General features: G+C 37.2%; 14 protein-coding genes and 2 pseudogenes. 3 read left to right on the forward strand and 13 right to left on the reverse strand.

Annotation, left to right across the window (positions count from 1 at the left end):
- Positions 1-188: 188 nt before the first annotated feature.
- The 6 genes and pseudogenes from ABXG98_RS15705 to ABXG98_RS15730 form a co-directional block, all read right to left on the reverse strand.
- Positions 189-1,427, reverse strand: a complete 1,239-nt coding sequence (locus tag ABXG98_RS15705) for a tyrosine-type recombinase/integrase (RefSeq protein WP_353539638.1) — start codon at positions 1,425-1,427, stop codon at positions 189-191.
- A 132-nt stretch (positions 1,428-1,559) separates the two neighbouring features.
- The gene (locus ABXG98_RS15710) at positions 1,560-2,795 is read right to left on the reverse strand and encodes an EAL and HDOD domain-containing protein (RefSeq protein ID WP_353539639.1); all 1,236 of its coding nucleotides are present in this window, start codon (positions 2,793-2,795) and stop codon (positions 1,560-1,562) included.
- Between the two features lie 121 nt (positions 2,796-2,916).
- On the reverse strand, positions 2,917-4,158 hold the full coding sequence (locus ABXG98_RS15715) for an alkaline phosphatase family protein (protein WP_353539640.1): 1,242 nt from the start codon (positions 4,156-4,158) through the stop codon (positions 2,917-2,919).
- Positions 4,158-4,433 (reverse strand): annotated as a pseudogene (locus ABXG98_RS15720) (phosphoribosyltransferase); the annotation flags it as partial. The gene ABXG98_RS15715 and the pseudogene ABXG98_RS15720, both read right to left, overlap by 1 nt.
- Before the next feature lie 77 nt (positions 4,434-4,510).
- Positions 4,511-5,455: a M20/M25/M40 family metallo-hydrolase gene (locus ABXG98_RS15725; RefSeq protein WP_353539641.1), complete on the reverse strand. Its 945-nt coding sequence runs from the start codon at positions 5,453-5,455 to the stop codon at positions 4,511-4,513.
- Positions 5,456-5,495: 40 nt separating this feature from the next.
- Positions 5,496-6,680, reverse strand: coding sequence for a tetratricopeptide repeat protein (locus ABXG98_RS15730; RefSeq protein WP_353539642.1), 1,185 nt, complete (start codon positions 6,678-6,680; stop codon positions 5,496-5,498).
- A gap of 169 nt (positions 6,681-6,849) precedes the next feature.
- Between ABXG98_RS15730 and ABXG98_RS15735 the strand changes: the two genes are divergently transcribed.
- A complete protein-coding gene (locus ABXG98_RS15735) occupies positions 6,850-7,377 on the forward strand; it encodes a DUF6942 family protein (protein WP_353539643.1) in 528 nt (175 codons plus the stop codon).
- Between the two features lie 35 nt (positions 7,378-7,412).
- On the opposite strand, the gene ABXG98_RS15740 is transcribed toward ABXG98_RS15735, so the two are convergent.
- Complete coding sequence (locus ABXG98_RS15740) at positions 7,413-8,108, reverse strand: 2OG-Fe(II) oxygenase (RefSeq protein WP_353539644.1); 696 nt, start codon at positions 8,106-8,108, stop codon at positions 7,413-7,415.
- 277 nt (positions 8,109-8,385) lie between these two features.
- Here ABXG98_RS15740 and ABXG98_RS15745 point away from each other — a divergent pair, with 277 nt between their 5' ends.
- Entirely contained in the window at positions 8,386-9,366 is a 981-nt protein-coding gene (locus ABXG98_RS15745; protein WP_353539709.1) for a transposase, read from the forward strand.
- 255 nt (positions 9,367-9,621) lie between these two features.
- Positions 9,622-10,224: pseudogene (locus tag ABXG98_RS15750) on the forward strand (IS91 family transposase); the annotation flags it as partial.
- A 287-nt stretch (positions 10,225-10,511) separates the two neighbouring features.
- Here ABXG98_RS15750 and ABXG98_RS15755 read toward each other — a convergent pair.
- The 6 genes from ABXG98_RS15755 to sbcD form a co-directional block, all read right to left on the reverse strand.
- On the reverse strand, positions 10,512-11,378 hold the full coding sequence (locus tag ABXG98_RS15755; RefSeq protein WP_353539646.1) for a DUF3800 domain-containing protein: 867 nt from the start codon (positions 11,376-11,378) through the stop codon (positions 10,512-10,514).
- A gap of 229 nt (positions 11,379-11,607) precedes the next feature.
- A complete protein-coding gene (locus ABXG98_RS15760; RefSeq protein WP_353539647.1) occupies positions 11,608-12,354 on the reverse strand; it encodes a DUF4760 domain-containing protein in 747 nt (248 codons plus the stop codon).
- A gap of 405 nt (positions 12,355-12,759) precedes the next feature.
- A complete protein-coding gene (locus ABXG98_RS15765) occupies positions 12,760-13,254 on the reverse strand; it encodes an FKBP-type peptidyl-prolyl cis-trans isomerase (protein WP_353539648.1) in 495 nt (164 codons plus the stop codon).
- An 88-nt stretch (positions 13,255-13,342) separates the two neighbouring features.
- Complete coding sequence (locus tag ABXG98_RS15770; protein WP_353539649.1) at positions 13,343-14,257, reverse strand: DMT family transporter; 915 nt, start codon at positions 14,255-14,257, stop codon at positions 13,343-13,345.
- Positions 14,258-14,323: 66 nt separating this feature from the next.
- Positions 14,324-17,836 carry an AAA family ATPase gene (locus tag ABXG98_RS15775; RefSeq protein ID WP_353539650.1) on the reverse strand — a complete coding sequence of 1,171 codons (3,513 nt, stop codon included), beginning with the start codon at positions 17,834-17,836 and terminating at the stop codon, positions 14,324-14,326.
- A complete protein-coding gene (gene sbcD / locus ABXG98_RS15780) occupies positions 17,833-19,206 on the reverse strand; it encodes an exonuclease subunit SbcD (RefSeq protein WP_353539651.1) in 1,374 nt (457 codons plus the stop codon). The genes ABXG98_RS15775 and sbcD overlap by 4 nt, the downstream gene beginning before the upstream one ends.
- Between the last annotated feature and the right edge of the window lie 95 nt (positions 19,207-19,301).

The following is a 19,301-nucleotide window of genomic DNA, read 5'->3' on the forward strand; positions in this document are numbered from 1 at the left end:
GCCCATGGAAATAACTAGATGAAATTGTGATCTAACCCACAATAAAATGCTTCGCTGAGTAAATTCTAGTAAGTTATCCCGCACAAAGTACCTAGATTTAACAGAGAATCACCTATATTTTAATAAATAATAAGCGAAAAGCTTATTTTTATTGGCGTATCGGTTAGTTTTACTGAATTTAAATGCAGTTAATCGACTTTTCTTTTTTTACCACTTTCAGCACGTAACTTGTTTTCAGATTGTACATACACTGTATCTGTAGTTGCCATGCTGGCATGACCCAAGTCTTCAGACAAATCTTTTAATGCGCGGCCACGTTCAATTTCCATACTTGCACCCGTATGGCGAAGCCAATGTGTGGTCGCTTCTTTAAGTTTCATGGCTTTGTTTTCACCTTGAGATTTTTTCATTCGTGCAAAAGCGTGATCAAAGATGTCTTGTACTAAACGTCTTAAATGTCGAGATGACATGCCACCTTGACCGCGAATTTTTTCAACAAGTACGTTGTTTTCACCACTAGAAGGTAAACCAGAAATATCTCTAGATGATCGGTAACGTTTTAAAAATGGTATAAAATCTGGTGGTACTGTGGTGTCACGTAACTTTCGGCCTTTGCCAAACACTTTAAGCCACCAATTTTCATCTTCATCTTGCCAAAAATGCCCCATAATGGGTGACCAATTATCGCGCTCTGACAGCTCAGATATTCTTAAAAATAGGGTTTTTAGTGAGGCTATTACAAATAAGTTTCTTTCGTACAGTGGATCATGGTTGGCCATATCAACGGCTGTATCAAGTAGGTATTGCCATTGTGCACCAGACAATCGCTTAACTTCTTTAACTTGGGTGTCGCTAATAAAATGCTTACAATCTTTTTTAGCTATTTGTGCTGGATTACCATAACAAAGCTCTTCACCCATTAAATAGTTATAAAACACGATTATTGCAGTAAAGGTTGACGTTAAGGTTTGCTGAGACGGTCGATATTTCTTTTTATCGACGTCTTTTAATTCCTGGCTTTTAGTAGCTTGCAGTTTAAATGGTTTCCATAACTCGTTAACATTGAAGTAGCTATTTTTGTGTTTAAATCGCTCTTGATTACTAGTGCCAATCCAAGACACAGGTGGTTTCCAACAAAAATCAGCGTAGTCTAAAATATCTGTTTTACGTAGTTCATCTATGTTTTTTTTCTTTTCAAGAAATGACCATAATAAAAATTTTTCAATTTCATTTCTAAACCTGTCATATGTGTGTGCTGATTTATTTCTGCCCGTATATTCAAGAAATGCTTTTCCCCATTGCCAATGGGTTAAGCGCCACTGACTGTCAGCTAACAAGAAGTCGTTTAACTTAGGATAATCGCTAAAATCAAATTCACAGAGTTCAGCGTAAGTTGGAAACAAAGGTAACGGCGTGGTTTTAGACATAAGCGAGATTAAAAGAAGTTTAAGTATGACTTTTCATCATTATATTTAGCTATCCACACTAAGTCCAGTACTAAAAGGTATCGGACTTAATGGTTGTTACCCTTTGATTGTCTAGCTTCATTATGGCGCTTACTATGATCTGCTTAGATTTAACGTGCTACACCATTTGCTTGCTTTTAGAAACTCTTCTTGAACCAGGTTTTGATCGAGTGAATATTGATCCAAACTGTGAATTAACTCTGTGTCTGAGGTGAGCTTTTCTCTACCAACAATATAGCTTGTTGTTATATCAAGTAACTCACCTAGTAAACCAGCATGTTTAACTAAGGCTGTTTCAATTGGCTCAGCTAATGGCATGGTTTTAACAATTTCAGACATTGGCATTGATAACATCACTTCTATTGAACTTAGCAAGCCAGTGATAAAAGCAAAATCATTAACTGATTTAAATGCGGGGTTTTGACTTAAAGCCTGCATCATTTTACCAGTGATCAAGGCTTGTTTACATACTTCGTCGGTTGTTTCAGAAGTTAGATTGGATAGCGCTAAAATTGACACAAACTGTCTCAATTTGTCTTCACCTAAATAAGCAGCGGCTTGTTTTAACGAATTTATTTCAACTCTTGCTCCGGTGGCTACATTGTTTACCATTTTTAACAAGCCAACGGTTAAGTTAACGTCGTGACTAATTATTTCAGCAATGGTTTCGTAGTTTAATGGATAATTAAATGTTTCACTTAACAAGTTAAGCATTTGCGTTTTTATCGGAGCAAGCGTTTGGCCTTCAATAATTTCTGGCTCATGGTAAAAGTAGCCTTGAAAATAATCAAAACCGACTTCAGCTAATGTTTGTTGCTGATTACGTGTTTCAACGCGCTCTGCCGCAATTGCAACATTAAAAGGTCGCATTCTGTTAACTGCGGGTATCAAGCGCTTGGTATTAATTTTTTCAATATTAACTTTAACAATATCAATATAAGGAAATAACAAATCCCAGTGTGGGGCTAAATCATACTCAGTTAATGCTATTTTATAACCTTGTTCATGGTAAAACTTTATGATTTTAAGTAACTTTTTGGTGGGTTTCTCCTGCCCCACTAACTCAATAACAATTGATTTTTTATCAAACATCAATGGAAATTTATGAATCAGGCAGTTCTCGGTAAAATTAATGAACGCCAACTTACCCATACTGATTGTCTCAATATCACCATGAATATGATTTTGAATAATCAGCTTTGAACTAGCGATGTCCATTTCCATATCAGGAAATTTATTATCAACGCTATCTCTAAAAAGTAATTCATACCCAATGGTTTCGGATTTGCCATTGAGGATTGCTTGTCGGGCTATATAAGAATTTTTCATTTATTGGCTGTATTATTATTAATTGTAAGTAAAAAGCAAGGCTCATTAGATTATACTATGAATGCTAAGTGTTGCTAGCTAATTTAATAATAACGTTTTTATTACTGTTCAGCAGTTGTAATTACGGTGTTTTAACTACTGGTGCTAATTTTTCAATTTTACCATCAATATTAGCTAACGGCTTAAGCCCAAGTAATTTTGCCATTAGTGGTACAATATGAATATTTTCTATAGGCTCAACTACCCTACCAGGAATTATATCAGGGCCAGAAGCTAGAAAAATTGCTGACAATTGCGCTTGGTTTTTGGCATCGTAGCCGTGTGTTGCTCGGTTACTATCAGCCCTGTTTTCACTGAAAATAACACTAGGTGCGGCCTCTACGATAAAGTTGGGGGTGATGGTTAACTTATTATTAAATTGCCAATGGCTTGGATAGTTATTTTTTTGATACACCGTAAAGAGGCTAGCATTTTGCTGTTGTTTAGCTTTAACTGATTGTATTATTTTTATTTGTTGCGATTTAGTCAGTTTTTTATCATCAAAATAGACAAGTAATTGCGTGGAACTTTGTGCCACAGTAATGGCTTTGTCGTCAATAAACGCTGCAATGTCATCATTAAAAATAGTTGATACTGCGATATTTTTTTCTATTTGCATCATGCCGTGATCTGACACAAGAATAATGTTTACTTGTTCTGCAACTTCTTGTTGTAATCGTTTGATAAAAAAGCCAAAAAGCTGGTCAAACTTAGCGATAGCCTGTGCTAGTTCAGGCGAGTTAATACCATACTCGTGCCCTATTTCATCAATTGTAGAAAAGTAGCTGACAACAAATTTTGGCGCCTGTGCCTGAGGAAGTTTTAACCATTTGATTATTTGGTTAAATTTTAATTCGGCTGAATCAATATTATTGTAAGGAATATTAAAGGTTGGCTGGTGGCTTTGACTTTTTGCTTCTGACTCAGGCCAAAAATAAACGGCTGATCTTAGGTTGTTTTCTTCAACATATGACCAAAAGGGCTTAGCGGTTAACCAAGCACTATTTTTTTTACCCGCCCCCATTGAATAGAATTCAGCTAAGTCAGGATGATAAAATTTATTGTGAATAATACCGTGTTTATTCGGATAAACCCCAGTGATGATCGATAAATGGTTAGGGAAGGTTTTACTCGGATAAACAGGTAATAATTTAGCCGCTACCCCAGATTTAACAAATGCACTTAAATTTTTAGGTTTAAATTTGTGTAAATAATCATAAGCAAAACCATCAATAGAGAGTAAAATCAATGGTGATTGTGTTGCTTTTCCATAAACAGAGCCAGAAAGTAACAAGGCTGCTAAAACTAGAACTAAACGGCTCAATCAGCATTAGCATTTTCAATGATGTAATGTAAGCCGTGAACTTTTATCTCTTTACTTTGCTGGTTAATGCCATAGTAAGATGAAGTGCGTACAGCAATGTGGTCAGTTTCAACTTTTTTAAAATCAAAAAACTCTTGCACGGCGATACCAATGGGTGCGCCACCACGCCATATTCCAACAATAAATTGTGGTCTAAAGCCATCTTGATATACTTTTGCTGCTAATCTAAATGAATCTTCAAGCAACTCTTGCGCTGTAATGTATTTCTTTTCCATTAATATGAACCTTAAATTTAACTTATGGCTTATTATAACGTGAATAATAAAGTTTTTTAAAATATTTGTCTAATTAGTCAAGTTTTGTTGGTGTTTATGCCGATATGATCATCAAAAAAGCGCAAGTGAGCAAATATTGACTGGCAAGCTTGCAGGTAAAACCCTAAATTTACATTAGCAAAATCATCATGTGTTGTATGGTAGTTTTTGTGTGTACCTACGCCAAAGTAAATAAATGGGATTTTCGCTCGATTAAAAGCTCCGTGATCACTTGCTCTGGTCCAACTAATACGGTTGTTGGTGCTGATATTTTTATTCTTAAATCCACGTTTGAGCTTTATATTTTGGCTATGTGGAAGTCGGTAAAGTTGTTGGATTTTGTTGGGTGATAAAACCTGCCCTAAACGATTATCAATATAATACAAGCGCTTGGTTTTTTTACTGCCGGCGATCATATCAATATTTATATTGAGCTTTATTTGTGGCAGTAACTGCTGTTGCTCATTAATAAAAGCTTTAGCACCGAGTAAATTAACCTCTTCTGCATCAGTAAATAAAAAAATAACGCTATGCTTTAACGGTGCTTTAGCTATTTTTTCTGCAAAAACAAGTAATGCTGCTGTACCTGAGGCATTATCATCAGCACCGTTATAAATGTTAGTGCCTTTTTTGCCAAGATGATCGTAATGCGCACTTAAAAGGATATATCGATCAGGAAAGCTTGTACCTTGAACATAGCCAATTATATTCTTGCCTAATTTTTTTGTGAAAAAAGTGCTATGGGTGAATGGATGAATAAATTGTTGCTGCCATGGTTTTACGTCACTTTGGGCTAGAGATGCTATTAAATACTCTTGTGCTTTAATGCTCTCGGGTGAAGCAAAGCGTCTACCAGCCATATTGTCTGCTGATAAACTTGCTAAGTGTTGGTGAAGCTGCTCTACTTGGTAGGGCGCAAAAACTGTTTCAACAGCCCTACTCTGCTTATTTTCTGGCGGTGTGACAGTGCAACCAATTAGCATCAGGTTTACAGCAATAAGTGCGCTTGCGGCTAGGTAACTATTAATTAGTCATTTCTGCCTTTAAAAAATTCAACTTTGCAATATATTGATGCTCGGTTGTTCTACTCCTGTTTAACGATAAAGCCTTTCTCATAGCCACTCGGGCGTCAGATAATCGGCTCATTTGGTAGTATACTTTTGCCATACCAAAATACAGTTCATGTATTTTATTATTTAATCTGATTGCTCTTTTATAATGTTGCAACGCTTGTCGATAATCATGATTGAAATAGGCTTCATCAGCTAACACTGCGTGGTAATAAGGGTTTTTTCTTCTTTTTGCTAGTAAATAACTATTAATTTCATCTGCTTCTTTCTTTTGATCTTGACTACGTAATAAAATCGCTAGATTTGTTAACGCCGTTAAATTATTAGCATTAAGTTGTATGGCATAACGATAAGACTTTTCAGCAAGTGAGGTGTTATTAGTTAATCGGTATAATACCGCTAGATTCCCCCACGCGGGGCTAAAACTGCTGTCTGCTTGAGTGGCCGCTTTTAAATATTGATAGGCAACATCATAGTTATGATCAACAATGGCTTGCCCTCCTTTGTTATTATAAAACATGGCTAATACGGTATTTTTTTCTATTATTCTTTTAGGAAAAGATTGTTTAACTACAAAGGGATCAAAGTCGATTATAATATTGTCATTACCATAAACAATTTTAGTCTCTTCTGGAGCGCCAGGTTTAATTATCAAATTAACGTGGCCAGTAAGCAAATTATACTCTCTATTTCGTACCCAATATTCGGGCACATCCACTTGTTGAAACTCTACATTTAAATTGGCTCTTTTAGCTAACGCATAGGCCATAATGGTGAGTGACATACAATTGGCTTTTTGACTGTGGTATGCCTCTCTTGCAGTAAGATTGGCATTATTTGAGTAACTCAAAGCTATTTTCTCTTTCGCAAAAATATGCCTTAACAGCTTCATGGCTTTTTGTTTAGTGGTTAGTGCACTCGTTAAGCTTTTTTCAACCATAGTAATCATTTCATCATCGAGCATAAATATTTCTTGCTCAGATTCTATTTGAAATGACGGAGGATAAGAAAATTGAGTATCTAAATACAGTAAGTCTTGAGCAACCTCATCATCGATAATACTCAAATTATTAGAGCTCTGACATGAGAATAAAAACGGTAAAGTTAACAGACTCAAAATTATCAGGTTACGTTTCATAATTACTCCCAGATCACTAAATAAAGAGGGATAATTTAAGCTTAGGTCAAAATTGAATATAATGCTATTAACCTTAACAGCCATTAATATTTGTTTACAAAAAGGGTTTACATCTACCTACTAACATTTACAATGCCGACAACATAGCTTAATAAGTAGAGAATATTCATTGAAAAACATAGGCTTAGGTTGTACAGATTTCACTATTGCTGTGTATATTCAAAACATACCAAATATGCCAGAATATCAACAGCTAGCGGGGGTATCATCGCTAGTTTCAAGTGAGATAGAAGCCATTAATTCAGCGTGCGGTAATGGTTGGCGAAAGGTGTTTAATGTCTATGCAAAATTGCTTTATGCGCTAGATCAAAAGCACTTTAACTATTCGACGTTTGCAAGCTCATGGCAAAGCTACCGTGATCGCATTTTACTCCAGCATAACTCTCATACTGCTTTATTATTTTCTACACCGAAAATCGATGAAAATAACAAAACTCTGCATATTATTTGTGGCAAAACATATGCTAAGCACATGTTAGATAGTGGTCAACTAGTGGCTAACTTGGTCTGGTTAGATAATGAATTTGCTATTGATAAGTCGAAGAATTTAATCGTATGCCCGTATTTTGATTATCGACAATTATCAAATATTAAAATCGAAAAATTAGCTTGCTTACTTAAAGACCTAAAGACCTAAAGACCGGATTGAAAATAGATAGACTCAAAACAACATTATTTTGACCAATACCAACTGGTAATATTATAACGAAATTCACCTGTGTATTTCGAGCTTAATTGCTTCACCCAGTGTTCAGAGCCTTTTGATGAGGGATCAAACAAAACACAGCGGTTATATAAAGGAGGCACGCAAACAGGTTTATCATCCTGACCAATAAAAACAAGTTCTCCCCCAGCATCTGGTTGCCATTCTTTATTTAAATATATCAGCATACACACTTCTCTACCGGGTGAATCATCAGCGTGCTGTTCAACAAAATCGGCCGCACTTAAGCGAAAGTAATTAGTGTTAATCTCAGGATCAGTTACATTCAAATCTGTTAATGCAACATTAAAGATTCGTGACAACAAATCCATAAATTCATCTTCACGTAAAAATGCCAAAAACTGATCAGCTATAGTCATATTGATAGCATCAGCAATAGGCGTTTGACGCTGCCATACATCTCGCTGCACAAAGCGTTGGTCAGTTGTGGTTTTATCCCACTGGGTATTGTCAACATACAAAGCTGAGTATGTATGTCTTTGAGTTTTCCACAAAGATGAGTTACGTAAAAGCTGCATTACAGCATCGAGCTTGGTTTCATCAAATAAACCATCGATAACAACATGATTAGGACACGAATTTAATAATGATGCCCGATATGTGCTTAATGCAAAATCGGTTACTTTTTCTTTGTTTAACCACATAAAACTGCCTGCTTGAGTTTTGCTAAGTTTTAAACGTTAATGATACCGTGTTGAAAGAACAGACGTTACTGTTTAAAGGTAAAACATCTAGTTGTCGTTTTCTAAGTTTCTCTTTCGAGCGGATCATTTATGTAAATTTCCCACGTGCAATATACAGATATGTTGATATTAAGTATTTAATCAGGCGGCTTTTTTTATCAGGCCAACCATAATAACTTTTGCAACTTTCCTAACATAAACTACACTTTATGTACTTTAATCAAGTATGGACGCTATGATGCCTAAACCCCGCTCACAACAAATTAGTTTACTCGAAACCCCGTATTACCATATTTGCAGCCGCACCGTGCGCAAAGCCTTCTTATGCGGTGTAGATACAACAACCGGCATCAGCTTTGAACACCGACGTAGTTGGATTGAAAAACGCCTATTTCAACTCACACAAGTCTTTGCTATTGATATTTGTGCCCATGCTATTATGCATAATCACCTGCATTTGGTACTGCATGTGGATAGTGAGCAAATAAAACGTTGGTCAGTCATGGATGTGCTAGAGCGCTGGCATCGTTTATTTAAAGGCACTCACCTCACACGGCAATACCAAAACAACCAACCCCTTGATAAATATCAGCTAGCGATGGTTGAAGCAACCGCCCAAATATACAAGCAACGTTTAATTGATATCAGTTGGTTTATGCGTAGCTTAAATGAGCCTATTGCCAGGCAAGCCAATAAAGAAGATAAATGTACAGGGCGCTTTTGGGAAGGCCGTTTTAAATCTCAGGCCCTGCTTGATGAAGGCGCCTTATTATCTTGTATGGCTTATGTTGATTTAAACCCCGTACGGGATGCTATTGCGCCTACACCCGAGCAATCAAGTTTCACCAGTATTCAATTGCGTATCAAAACTGCCATTAATGGTAAACAACCTAAACAATTACGCCCTTTTACCGGTAACGAACACCAAGAAAAAACTCAGGGTATCACCTTTAGTTTAAAAGACTATTTAACCCTAGTAGATGAAACAGGAAAAGTAATACGCAGTGATAAACGTGGTGCTATTAACCCTAATGCAGGCAATATACTCACAAGGCTACATATTAGTGATGACAGTTGGTTAAAACTCACCACACAATTTGAATCTATTTTCACTGGCGCTGTAGGAACCGCAGCGCACTTAAGTGAATTTAGCGAACATGTTGGTTTAAAGCGCACCCATGGCATAGCAAATGCTCAAGCCTGTTTGAACAGTGCTTAATTCCAGTTAGCGATAAAAAACAAACAACAAAACAAAAAGATAACGTTTCCCTGACGTGACGGCAAATACTCACCTTGAGTTTACCTAAACGTCAGAAAAAGCGTGGTTACGGGACATAAAAGCAGCTCACTAAGCCATTTACCTCATCATTGCGTCAATATTTTTAATAAAAGAATTGCCGATTAACGGTTAGTTTTTGCTAGGAGTAATCATGGGTGGCTTATTTAATTACCCATCATGGGTGGCTTATTTAATTACCCACATATTCATCTGGTTATTCCTGCAGGTGGGCTTGATAAAACAAAAAAACAGTGGCAACCAAAAACAGGTAAGTACCTGTTTAACGCCGATAACCTTGCCAAGGTGTTTCGTGGTAAATTTATCGCACTGCTGTGCGATTCGGGGTATTATCTACCGCCTAACACCCCAACCTCATGGGTGGCTGACTGTCATCATGTGGGCAAAGGTGACAGTGCATTAACCTACCTTGCGCGCTATCTTTATCGTGGAGTGATTAATGAAAACAATATCTTATCAATACACCATGACCAAGTAACGTTTCAATACCAAGACAGTCAAACCAAGCAGTATAAAACCATCACTGAGCACGCTACCGCCTTTTTATGGCGCGTACTGCAACATGTACTGCCTAAAGGGTTTCGACGAGCGCGCAATTATGGGTTTTTACACGGGAATGCTAAACGTACATTAAAGCGGTTACAGCTAATGCTTCATGTGATATTGCCGCCCATAGCTCCAGCCCCCAAACAAGGAGTTTGCTGCCCTCAATGTAAAGCGTACATGACCCTATACCTGATGCGACGAGCGCAGCGCGTGATTATTGGTTACCCGATTTAGAACAAGGACGTGCCTAAGCAAATGGAATTGTTGCGCCCAAAACATTCACTGAGTGAGGATTTTATTTATAAGCGAAATATAGCTGACAAAAAAGAGTTACGTGACGATATTGCTCAACTAAACTGAGTGATAGTAGGCAGACTCGGCTTGAAAACAACCGCTAGAAAGTCCCGCAAAGAGACAACCCTCCGCAATTTTATTTATTTACTTATAAAGAGTACACATCAACAACGGGCTTGTTCAACAACAGGATTAAGTTGCGGCAAGCGCAACCTATCCTTTATTTATTAGGTGCGATTTGGTAACTTATATTTTAAAGTAACATCTCTAGTTTCAACTTCTCTAGGTCCTTTTGTTGGATCATGGAAGTACCAGATATTAAACTTACGCTCAAAGGGCTTAGTATCAAAACCTAATGACTCCCAGCCTAAATGATTAGCGATCCTTTCTGCTACTTTTAATTTGGCGGGAGAAGAAGCACTTCCTTGGAATGCACTCATTACTGCGCCAAGTAAAAAGTCAGAAATTTGGATGTTTTCAGACTCTTTTGAATCTTTTTCAACTACTGATTTGATTGGTGCGTCACCTTTATAAGCTCTTTTCAAAATACGATTAGCGATTATATGAAATGATTCATCAGCTTTTTTATACCTTGAAGCTATTGGATCTACTTCAACACGAAACTCACATGTTCGATTAATGTGTGCTTTTTTTATAGCAAACATTTTAGTGGTCATTAATTTAGTGAAGTGCTTTCTCATAGCTAAATCATAATCACCATCATGAAATTCTTTATTCACCATACCTTTACGTATAACAATACAGTGAAAAGCGAGCCATTGATGTTTAAAAAACAACTCAATTAGCTCTTTGTAAAATTCCGCACAATCTTTTTTATGTGCTTTTTGCCACTTTATTTCATTGTGGTATCTGTGTTTCTGGCGGAGTTCTCGTATTTTATTTACAAAATCACCTCTTCTTTGGTATTTCATCCAAAGCGAGCCAAAACCATAATATTTTTGTCCACCAACACCTGACTCATCACAAGCTACATGCCAGATTAATTTACCTTGCTGCATAACACCTCCAATGTGTAGAGTTAACGCACAGCACCTAACAGCTTTATTAGCAGGATACACTTCATGTTTAAACATGAAGTGTATCCTTCTTTCATAAATTGATAAAAATCTACAATACAATAATTACTTTGTTTCATCAATAACTTAATGCTAAAGCTTTCAACTGGTGGATGAGTGAAGGGTTGGTTAAATCCTTTTTTATGCAATTGGTATCATTCTGAACAAAACTGATTTTTATACAGTGTAAGAAATAAATAAAATTATCATGGGTGGCCTGATAATTTTTATAATTTTTATTAGTTTTTTATTTAACCTTACGAAATAATTTCTTGAATTCTAACTTTCTAGCCTTTAAGTCCGAATGCCGCCTAGACAATAGATAATGAGGTTTATTTTTACTTGATGATTCTTGTAATGATAAATTTAAATTGATGGATGCTGAATGTAAGTCTCTTAAACTTACTGTTAAGTTATTTAAAACTCTAAAATCATTTTCATCGGATCTTTTTAATTGCCAACGAACAGCTAGCTTTGTAAAGCTTATAAAAACTCTTGGATTGTTAAGTTGGAAGTGAGCTATGAATGGCAGAGTATCTATAAATAGTTTAATCACTATAGAGCCATAGGCTCTATAGAGAAACTCTTCATCGTAAAGTTCATGGTATATCGCATTTGCTGCTCTTTCCCACTCATTTAAAATTAATATTATTGGTTTTCGATATTTATTATTCTTATCTTTGGCTACTTTGAGTAAATAACCATCAGGCTGCTCTAGAGCTATTCGAAGGGTATACCAAGCTTCTCTAATATCTGCATTATTCTTATAACTAGCCTCAAAATCTAAAGAGTTTTTCTCTTTAGATGTTTGTCTTTGTTTAAGTATACCTATAGAAGCTACAATCAACGCAACCGCCCCTACAATAGCGGTTGGGTGTTTTGTATATATTTGTTCAAGAATTCCCGCGTAAGTTAAAATTGAATATATAACTAAAGCAATAAGGCCAACAATAACTGTCGGGTACTTTGTATGTATTCCCTGTAAACTTATCATTAACTTCCCTATTAACGAGAAAAGAAGAGCTAGGCTCTTCTTTTCATAATACTTTGACTCGAGACCACTAGTCCCAAAGTTCCTCATTTAAGATCTTTTTAAATTGTTTCATAAAGCACCTCTGAGAAAATTAACTAAACAATAGATATATGAAGTATACCCATTAAGATATATTTAGTAAACACAAAACAACATTACTGCACTATAGAAGAAAAATTAATAGCTTTATTAGCAGGATAAACTTCATGTTTAAACACGAAGCTAGTCCTTCTTTCATAAATTGATAAAAATCTACAATACAATAATTACGTCACTTTATCAGCAACTTAATACCAACCTATTAACTGATTGATGAGTATAAAATTGGTTAATAGGTGATATATTTAAAACGAGCAAGACAGTACCCTAGTGATGATGACCACCAACACCGTGAGCATGCCCGTGCTCTACTTCTTCGTCTGTTGCGGCACGTACATCAACGACTTCAATATCAAAGGTGATCACTTTACCTGCTAATGGTGGGTTAATATCAACCGTGATCATAAATTTGCCTGTTTTTACTACAGTAACCTGACGTTGGCCTTGTTCGGTGTTAACCACAGCGATCATACCGGCTTTCCACTTAGCATTTTTACTTGGCAAGCCTTGTAAATGTTTTGCTGGTACACGTTCTACTAGATCTTCTTGGCGTTCACCGTATGCCTCTTCAGGTTGTAGAGTCACACTAAACTTATCACCCGCTTCTTTGTCTGTTAATGCTTTTTCTAAGCCAGCAAGGGTATTATTTGCGCCGTGTAAATAAGCCAGTGGATCACCACCATGGGATGACTCAATTTCAACGCCTGCTTCATCTTTTAATACGTAGTGAAATTGGGCAACAGTTTTATCAGTAATTTTCATGGGTTCTCTTCAACTTTTAGTTTGGTTTTGTTTTCATTCAATTTTGAATTAGATAATGGCGAGAAGTTTAGCATTAAATAATGCGTTTTTATGCCCATAAAAGCAAAATAACAACACTTAATATAATTAAAAACATCCCTAGGTATTCTATGGTGGTAATTTTCTCTTTGAATAAGCGATATGTCAGCGCTAACGTGATAAAAAACTCAACCTGTCCGAGCGCTTTTACATAAGCTGCGGTTTGCAGGCTAGCCCCGGTAAACCAACCAATAGAGCCAAGCACACTTGTGACACCAATAAATAAACACAAGCGCCAATGTTTAACCATTAATACCAGTTGATGTTTGTCTTGAAAATACACGTAACTTATAGACATAAGGGTTTGCACCGTGATCATAAATACAAGCGTCACCGCAGCGCTTACCAATAAATCCGTATGCAAAGCTAAGCTAGATTCTCTAATGAGTAAGGTGGTAACAGCTAGGCCCAAACCAGCCGCCAAGCCAAATAATAAGCCTGCTGTGGCATCAGAGCCAGCAAACATAGTTCTAGGATTAAATCTTACTTTTGATACTAAAAACACACCAACAACCCCAACAATAACACTGAACCAACCCATAAAACTTAAGGGCGCGGCAAAAAGCAATGCGCCAACTATAGCCACCTGAATTGCTTCAGTTTTTGCCAAACTAGTGGCCACAGCAAAATTTTTGTAACGAAATGCCGCTACTAAACAGGCTGTACCAATAATTTGTGTAACACATGCAATAAGCGCATAAATTAAAAAATCAGTATTGAGCGTTGGCACAGCTGCATCACGAAATTCCAGCATCCACCATAAATAACCCCATGCAAAAGGGAGTGCATATGCATAACGCACCGCAGTGGTTGCCATTGAGTTCAGTTTACCTGAAAGCTGTTTTTGTCCCGCTGTTCTAATTGCTTGCATGGTTGCAGCAAGCAAGGTGAAATAAATCCAGTTTGGGTCTAAAAGTGAAAACACTAAAAATCCTTGAGTGGTGAGCGATGCATGTCTATTAATAATTCATTGATAATAGTACAGGTAAAATTAAGCCGTATTAAAAGCAAATTGCTTATCAAGACAACTAACCCCTAGCCCACTTTGTTTTTCTACTTTTACTTGCACCGCAATTCGCTCTTTTAGCGCTTCAACATGGCTAATAATCCCAATCATTTTGCCCGTGGCATTTAAATTATCTAAGGCATCAAGGGCAATTTCTAGGGTGTCGTTGTCAAGCGTGCCAAAGCCTTCGTCTAAAAACAGCGAGTCTATACTGGTTTTATTACTGACTAAATCTGAAAGTGCCAAAGCTAAGGCTAGGCTGACTAAAAAGCTTTCACCGCCTGAGAGTGTTTTAGTATCTCGAACACTATCTCCTTGCCATGTATCAAGCACTTCCAAAGTTAAGGTTTCACTTTGCTGACATTGCAGTTGGTAGCGGCCATCAAGTTTATTTAGTTGTTCATTGGCTAAATATACAAGGTGATTTAACGTAAGGCCTTGGGCAAACTTTCTAAACTTGGCACCATCTGCTGAACCAATTAGATAATTTAATTCAGATAATTCATCAAGCTGACATTGCGCTTTTTCTATTTGTGCTAGCAAACGTTGTTGTTGGTTTTTACTTTGCTGATCGTGCGCTATTGCTTGTTGTATTTTACCTAATTTCACCTGTTGTTGTTTGAGTTGCTCTGTCAATAATTCAAGTTCACAGTCAATATTTTCTATTGAAGGCTCGGTTAATTGTTCGAGCATAGCTTGATAAGATAGCCGACTTTTTGCAATTGCTTGCTCAAGGGTATGTTCAGCTTCAGTTATAGCAAGTTCGTTATCAATAATGTGTTGTTTTACGCTCACTTCTTGCCCTGAAAGTTGCTGTAATTGCGCTTCAACGCCTTGCTGTTGTTGTTGCAGGTCATTGAGCTGAGCTTTACCTTCAATTACAGCCTTATCTATTTTTTTTCTAATATAATCAGTTGATTGCGGTGCAGGCTCAGTATAACCCAACGACGCAAAACAAGTTACGCGTAACTCTTTTTTGTGATTTAATTGACCTGTTAATAATGATATTTGCTGTTGAAGTTGTGATAATTGTAGCTGACTGTTGTTTACTTGTTCTTGGCTAAGCATCACACTCTGGTCAACGCTAAATAAACGGGTGGTAAGCGTTTGTTGGTTGATTTCTCTTTGCTCATACTCCGCCACTTGTTGTTGTAAATACTGCAACCAAGTTTCAGAGTTAATGATTAAGTTAGCAAGCGGCTGGGCTTGCTCATTTACTGCGTTTAATAACGGCGTAAGTTGAAGTGAGTCAACATCGGCTATTAGCGATTTTTCAAGATGTTGTTGCTCTTCTGTTACCTGCTGTACTGCTTTAGTCTGCTCAATAAGTTCTTGTTCATTATGGTTAAGCTTTTCTTGAATAATCGCCACTTGATGCTGAGTTTGAGTTACCAAATGGCTTATTTTAACCGCTTGTTGCTCTAATAAATCATACTCGTTATAACACTGATTAAAGGCGGTATAAAACTGATTTAACTGGGTTACTTGGCTGTTTATTTCGCTGGCCGAATTTTCTATTTGTGCTGTTTCTGCGAGGGAATGTTGCGCGGCAGTTGTTAAGGTAGGGCTGTTTAAACTTAAATTTGCATAACTGTCGTTAAGCTGTGCTTGCTCAGTAATTATCTTCTGTTCACTAGCTTGGTTAGTGTTAAGCTCTGCACCTAATTGACTTTGTTGTTGAGCAAGCGCTTTACCCTGTGCTTCTAAATTGTCTAATTCGGCATTAATTTGTGCCAATCGCGCACTTTGTTCATCAGTATTAACTCCTTGATATGCGGTTATTGCTGGGTGCTCTTCAGAGCCACACAATGGACAAGGGTGCTCTGGTTGAAGTTTAGCGCGGTGTTCGCTTAACGACATGATTGTTTGTTGCTGCGCTATCAAGGTTTCTACATCGAGTTTTTGTTGCTTATATGAAGTAAACTGAATACGTAAATCTGCAAGCTGTTTTTCAATAGTAGTCAATGCGGGAAGCAACTGTTGATTTTGCTCACTTAGTTGTACTTGTTCTTGAGCAATTGTTTGATATCGCTTGGCCAATTGCACAGCTTGTACATATTGGCTTTGTTGTTGTTGATAGCTATTCATTTTAGCATTCAACGCTTCGTGCGTGAGCGGTTGTGCCGTTAAATCAACTAAATCTAACAAAGCAGTGTTTTGTGCAACTAATTGTGCTTGTTTTTCATTAACCGTGTTTATTTGCGTTTGTAGGTGGTTTTGCTGTAGCTGGTGCTCTGACAATTGTTGTTGATATTTTTGCTGCTCTTTTGCCAGTTGCTGCCCGTTATGCTGACTTGTAGCTAACTGCTGCATCTTATTAGCTATCGTGGTTTTAGCTTGCAAAAGCTGATTGACTTGATTGTTCCATAACGGCAGTTTTTCTTTAACGGTAGCGAGTACTTGGTGCTGGGTTATATAAATTTGCTCTACCGAAATGGCTTTGCTTAGTTGTGTTTGTTCAGCTTGCGCGCTTTGCTGTTTTAATTGCGCAGTTTTTAGCGTTTGTTGTTGGGCTTTTTCTTGCTCAGTTATTTGTGCTAATTGTGTAGCAAGGTTGGCAATATCACTGTCTAGCGGTAAAATTTCATTAATTAGCGATGTTTCGATTACTTTATGTTGCGCATATTGCTGTTCTTGGGCAATAACACATGCCTTGGTTTTTGCTTGGCTACTATCAACTTCGACCTGAACTTGCTGACGTTGCAAAGCTAACTCGGCAACTTGTTGTTTTTGTCTTTGCTGCGTTTGTTTAAGTATTTGCACATTTTTTAAGGCGCTGTAGGCTAACTGTTTGCTAACCATGTGCTGGCTGTGTTGTTCAAATGCCGTCTCTTCTGCTTGTAAGTCATTTAATTCTTGTTCGGAAAGTAGATCAACCCCTTGTGATTTTGCTTGCAGTAATTGTAACGATTTTTCAGCGGCTTTATGATTTTCAAATACTTTTTTTGAAATATCACCGTATATTTCAGTGCCCGTAAGTTGCTCTAATAATTGCGCTCTATCGTTAGCCGGTGCATTTAAAAATGCGGCAAACTCACCTTGTGATAGCATCATCGATTTTCTAAAACGCGAAAAATCTAAGCCTGTGATCTCAGCGACTTTCTCTTTAACCTCTTTTAATTTTTCAGCAATGATGGTGCCATCTAAACAGGACAACTGCGCTATAGGTGCAAGTAAATTACCATCAACTTTATTTCTTGCTCGTTTTTGGCTCCAAAAAGCCCGGTAGCCCTGGCCTTTCACTTCAAATTCGACTTCGGCCATACAATTTGACGTGAAGCGTGTCATCAATTGGTTTTGACTTGCCGACACCTTTAACCTAGGTGTTTCATGATATAGCGCTAAACAAATAGCATCAAGGATGCTGGTTTTACCTGCCCCAGTTGCCCCAGTAATAGCAAAAAGCCCATTTGAGTCAAACGGAGCTTGGGTGAAATCTAACAGCCAAGCATTTTTTAAGGCGTTAATGTTTTCAAAGCGTAAACGTAATATTTTCATGCATTTTGCTCTTGATCAGCGTTTTCATTATCTGAGACAGATTCAGGAGAGAGTACTTGTGAAACGACTTGTTTAAACAGTGTTTGTAATTGTGCTTTACGTTCAACCTGTTGCGCCTTTGTTTTTGCCATGGTTTGCTCATCAGTTTTAGTCGATATTTGTTCTTCATCGAACCATGCTTCTTGATGTAAACGCGAGTCGAACACCTCGGCTAAAGATAATTCATTTAAGGTGTTTTGATCTTGCTGATTTTGTAGACGCAATTGTTTTCTCGCTTGTTTTTCACGCCTTACCAACAACACTTCAACAGGATAATCTTTAACTAATGCGGTGATCTTAGGTTGTAGGTCGCTTAATAAACCGGTATTAGATAATTCAATATCTAGCCAGATTTTTGTATTGTTGGTTGTGAAATCTTCACTATTTAAAAGAAGGTCATGCTCTGCAAGCAGCTGCTCTATATCGTTATTTAATTGTGCTAGTGAGGTTTTAACCATAGCTAAAGGTTGAAAACATGGCACCAGTAAATCGGTAACAGCTTCTAGCTTATCTTGCTCGAAATCAACCATTAACACCCGTTTATTTTGTTTGGCTTCATCAAAACTTAGTGCAATAGGAGAGCCGCAATATCGTATATGCTCAGTTTTTCCGACTTTTTGCGCTCTATGTATGTGTCCTAAAGCAATATAGTCAGCGGCAGGAAAAACATCGCTTGGTATCGCTTCTAAGGTACCAATATAAATATCTCTAACAGAATCAGACGTGGTAACGCCTAAAGCCGTTAAGTGACCCGTAGCAATAATCGGTAGTTTACTGTTACTTGCTTTTACTAATTGTTGTGCTTGCTCAAATAACACTTGATAATGGGCAACGATAGCATGTTGTAAACTTATAGCTTTATCGGTTGCTGACTGCCCTGCTTGACTTTTAATCACATCACGCGGCCTAATAAAAGGCACCGCACAAATAACTGCTTGTGCTTGGCCTTGTTTATTTTCAAGCATAAAAACTTGCTCAGCCAAATTATGTTCATCACTTGTATCGGTGACATTTGCGATAACTTGGGTCGACAACACATTAAGTAAAGTTTTTGACTCAGCTAACATACTGACAGAGTCATGATTACCGGCTAAAACAATTAATTGGCAATCGAATGCTTGCAACTCTCGGATAAAATTAAAGTACATTTGCCGAGCGTAACTTGGCGGTGTGGCAGTATCAAAAATGTCACCTGCGACAATCAGGGCATCAACGTTATGCTCATCAACTTGGGTCAGTAACCAATTAAGAAACTGTTGATGTTCATTTGAACGGCTTTTGCCGTAAAAGTATTGACCTAAATGCCAATCAGAGGTGTGAATAATGCGCATAAAGATGACAGCAGTGTTCTGAGAATTAGGTTGATAATTCTACCTGAATAGGATAAATAAACCATTAAAGTTATTAATAAAAGTCTGTGAATTAT

The sequence above is a fragment of the Colwellia sp. KU-HH00111 genome, assembly GCF_040362745.1.
In the GTDB taxonomy this organism is placed as follows: Bacteria; Pseudomonadota; Gammaproteobacteria; order Enterobacterales; family Alteromonadaceae; genus Colwellia.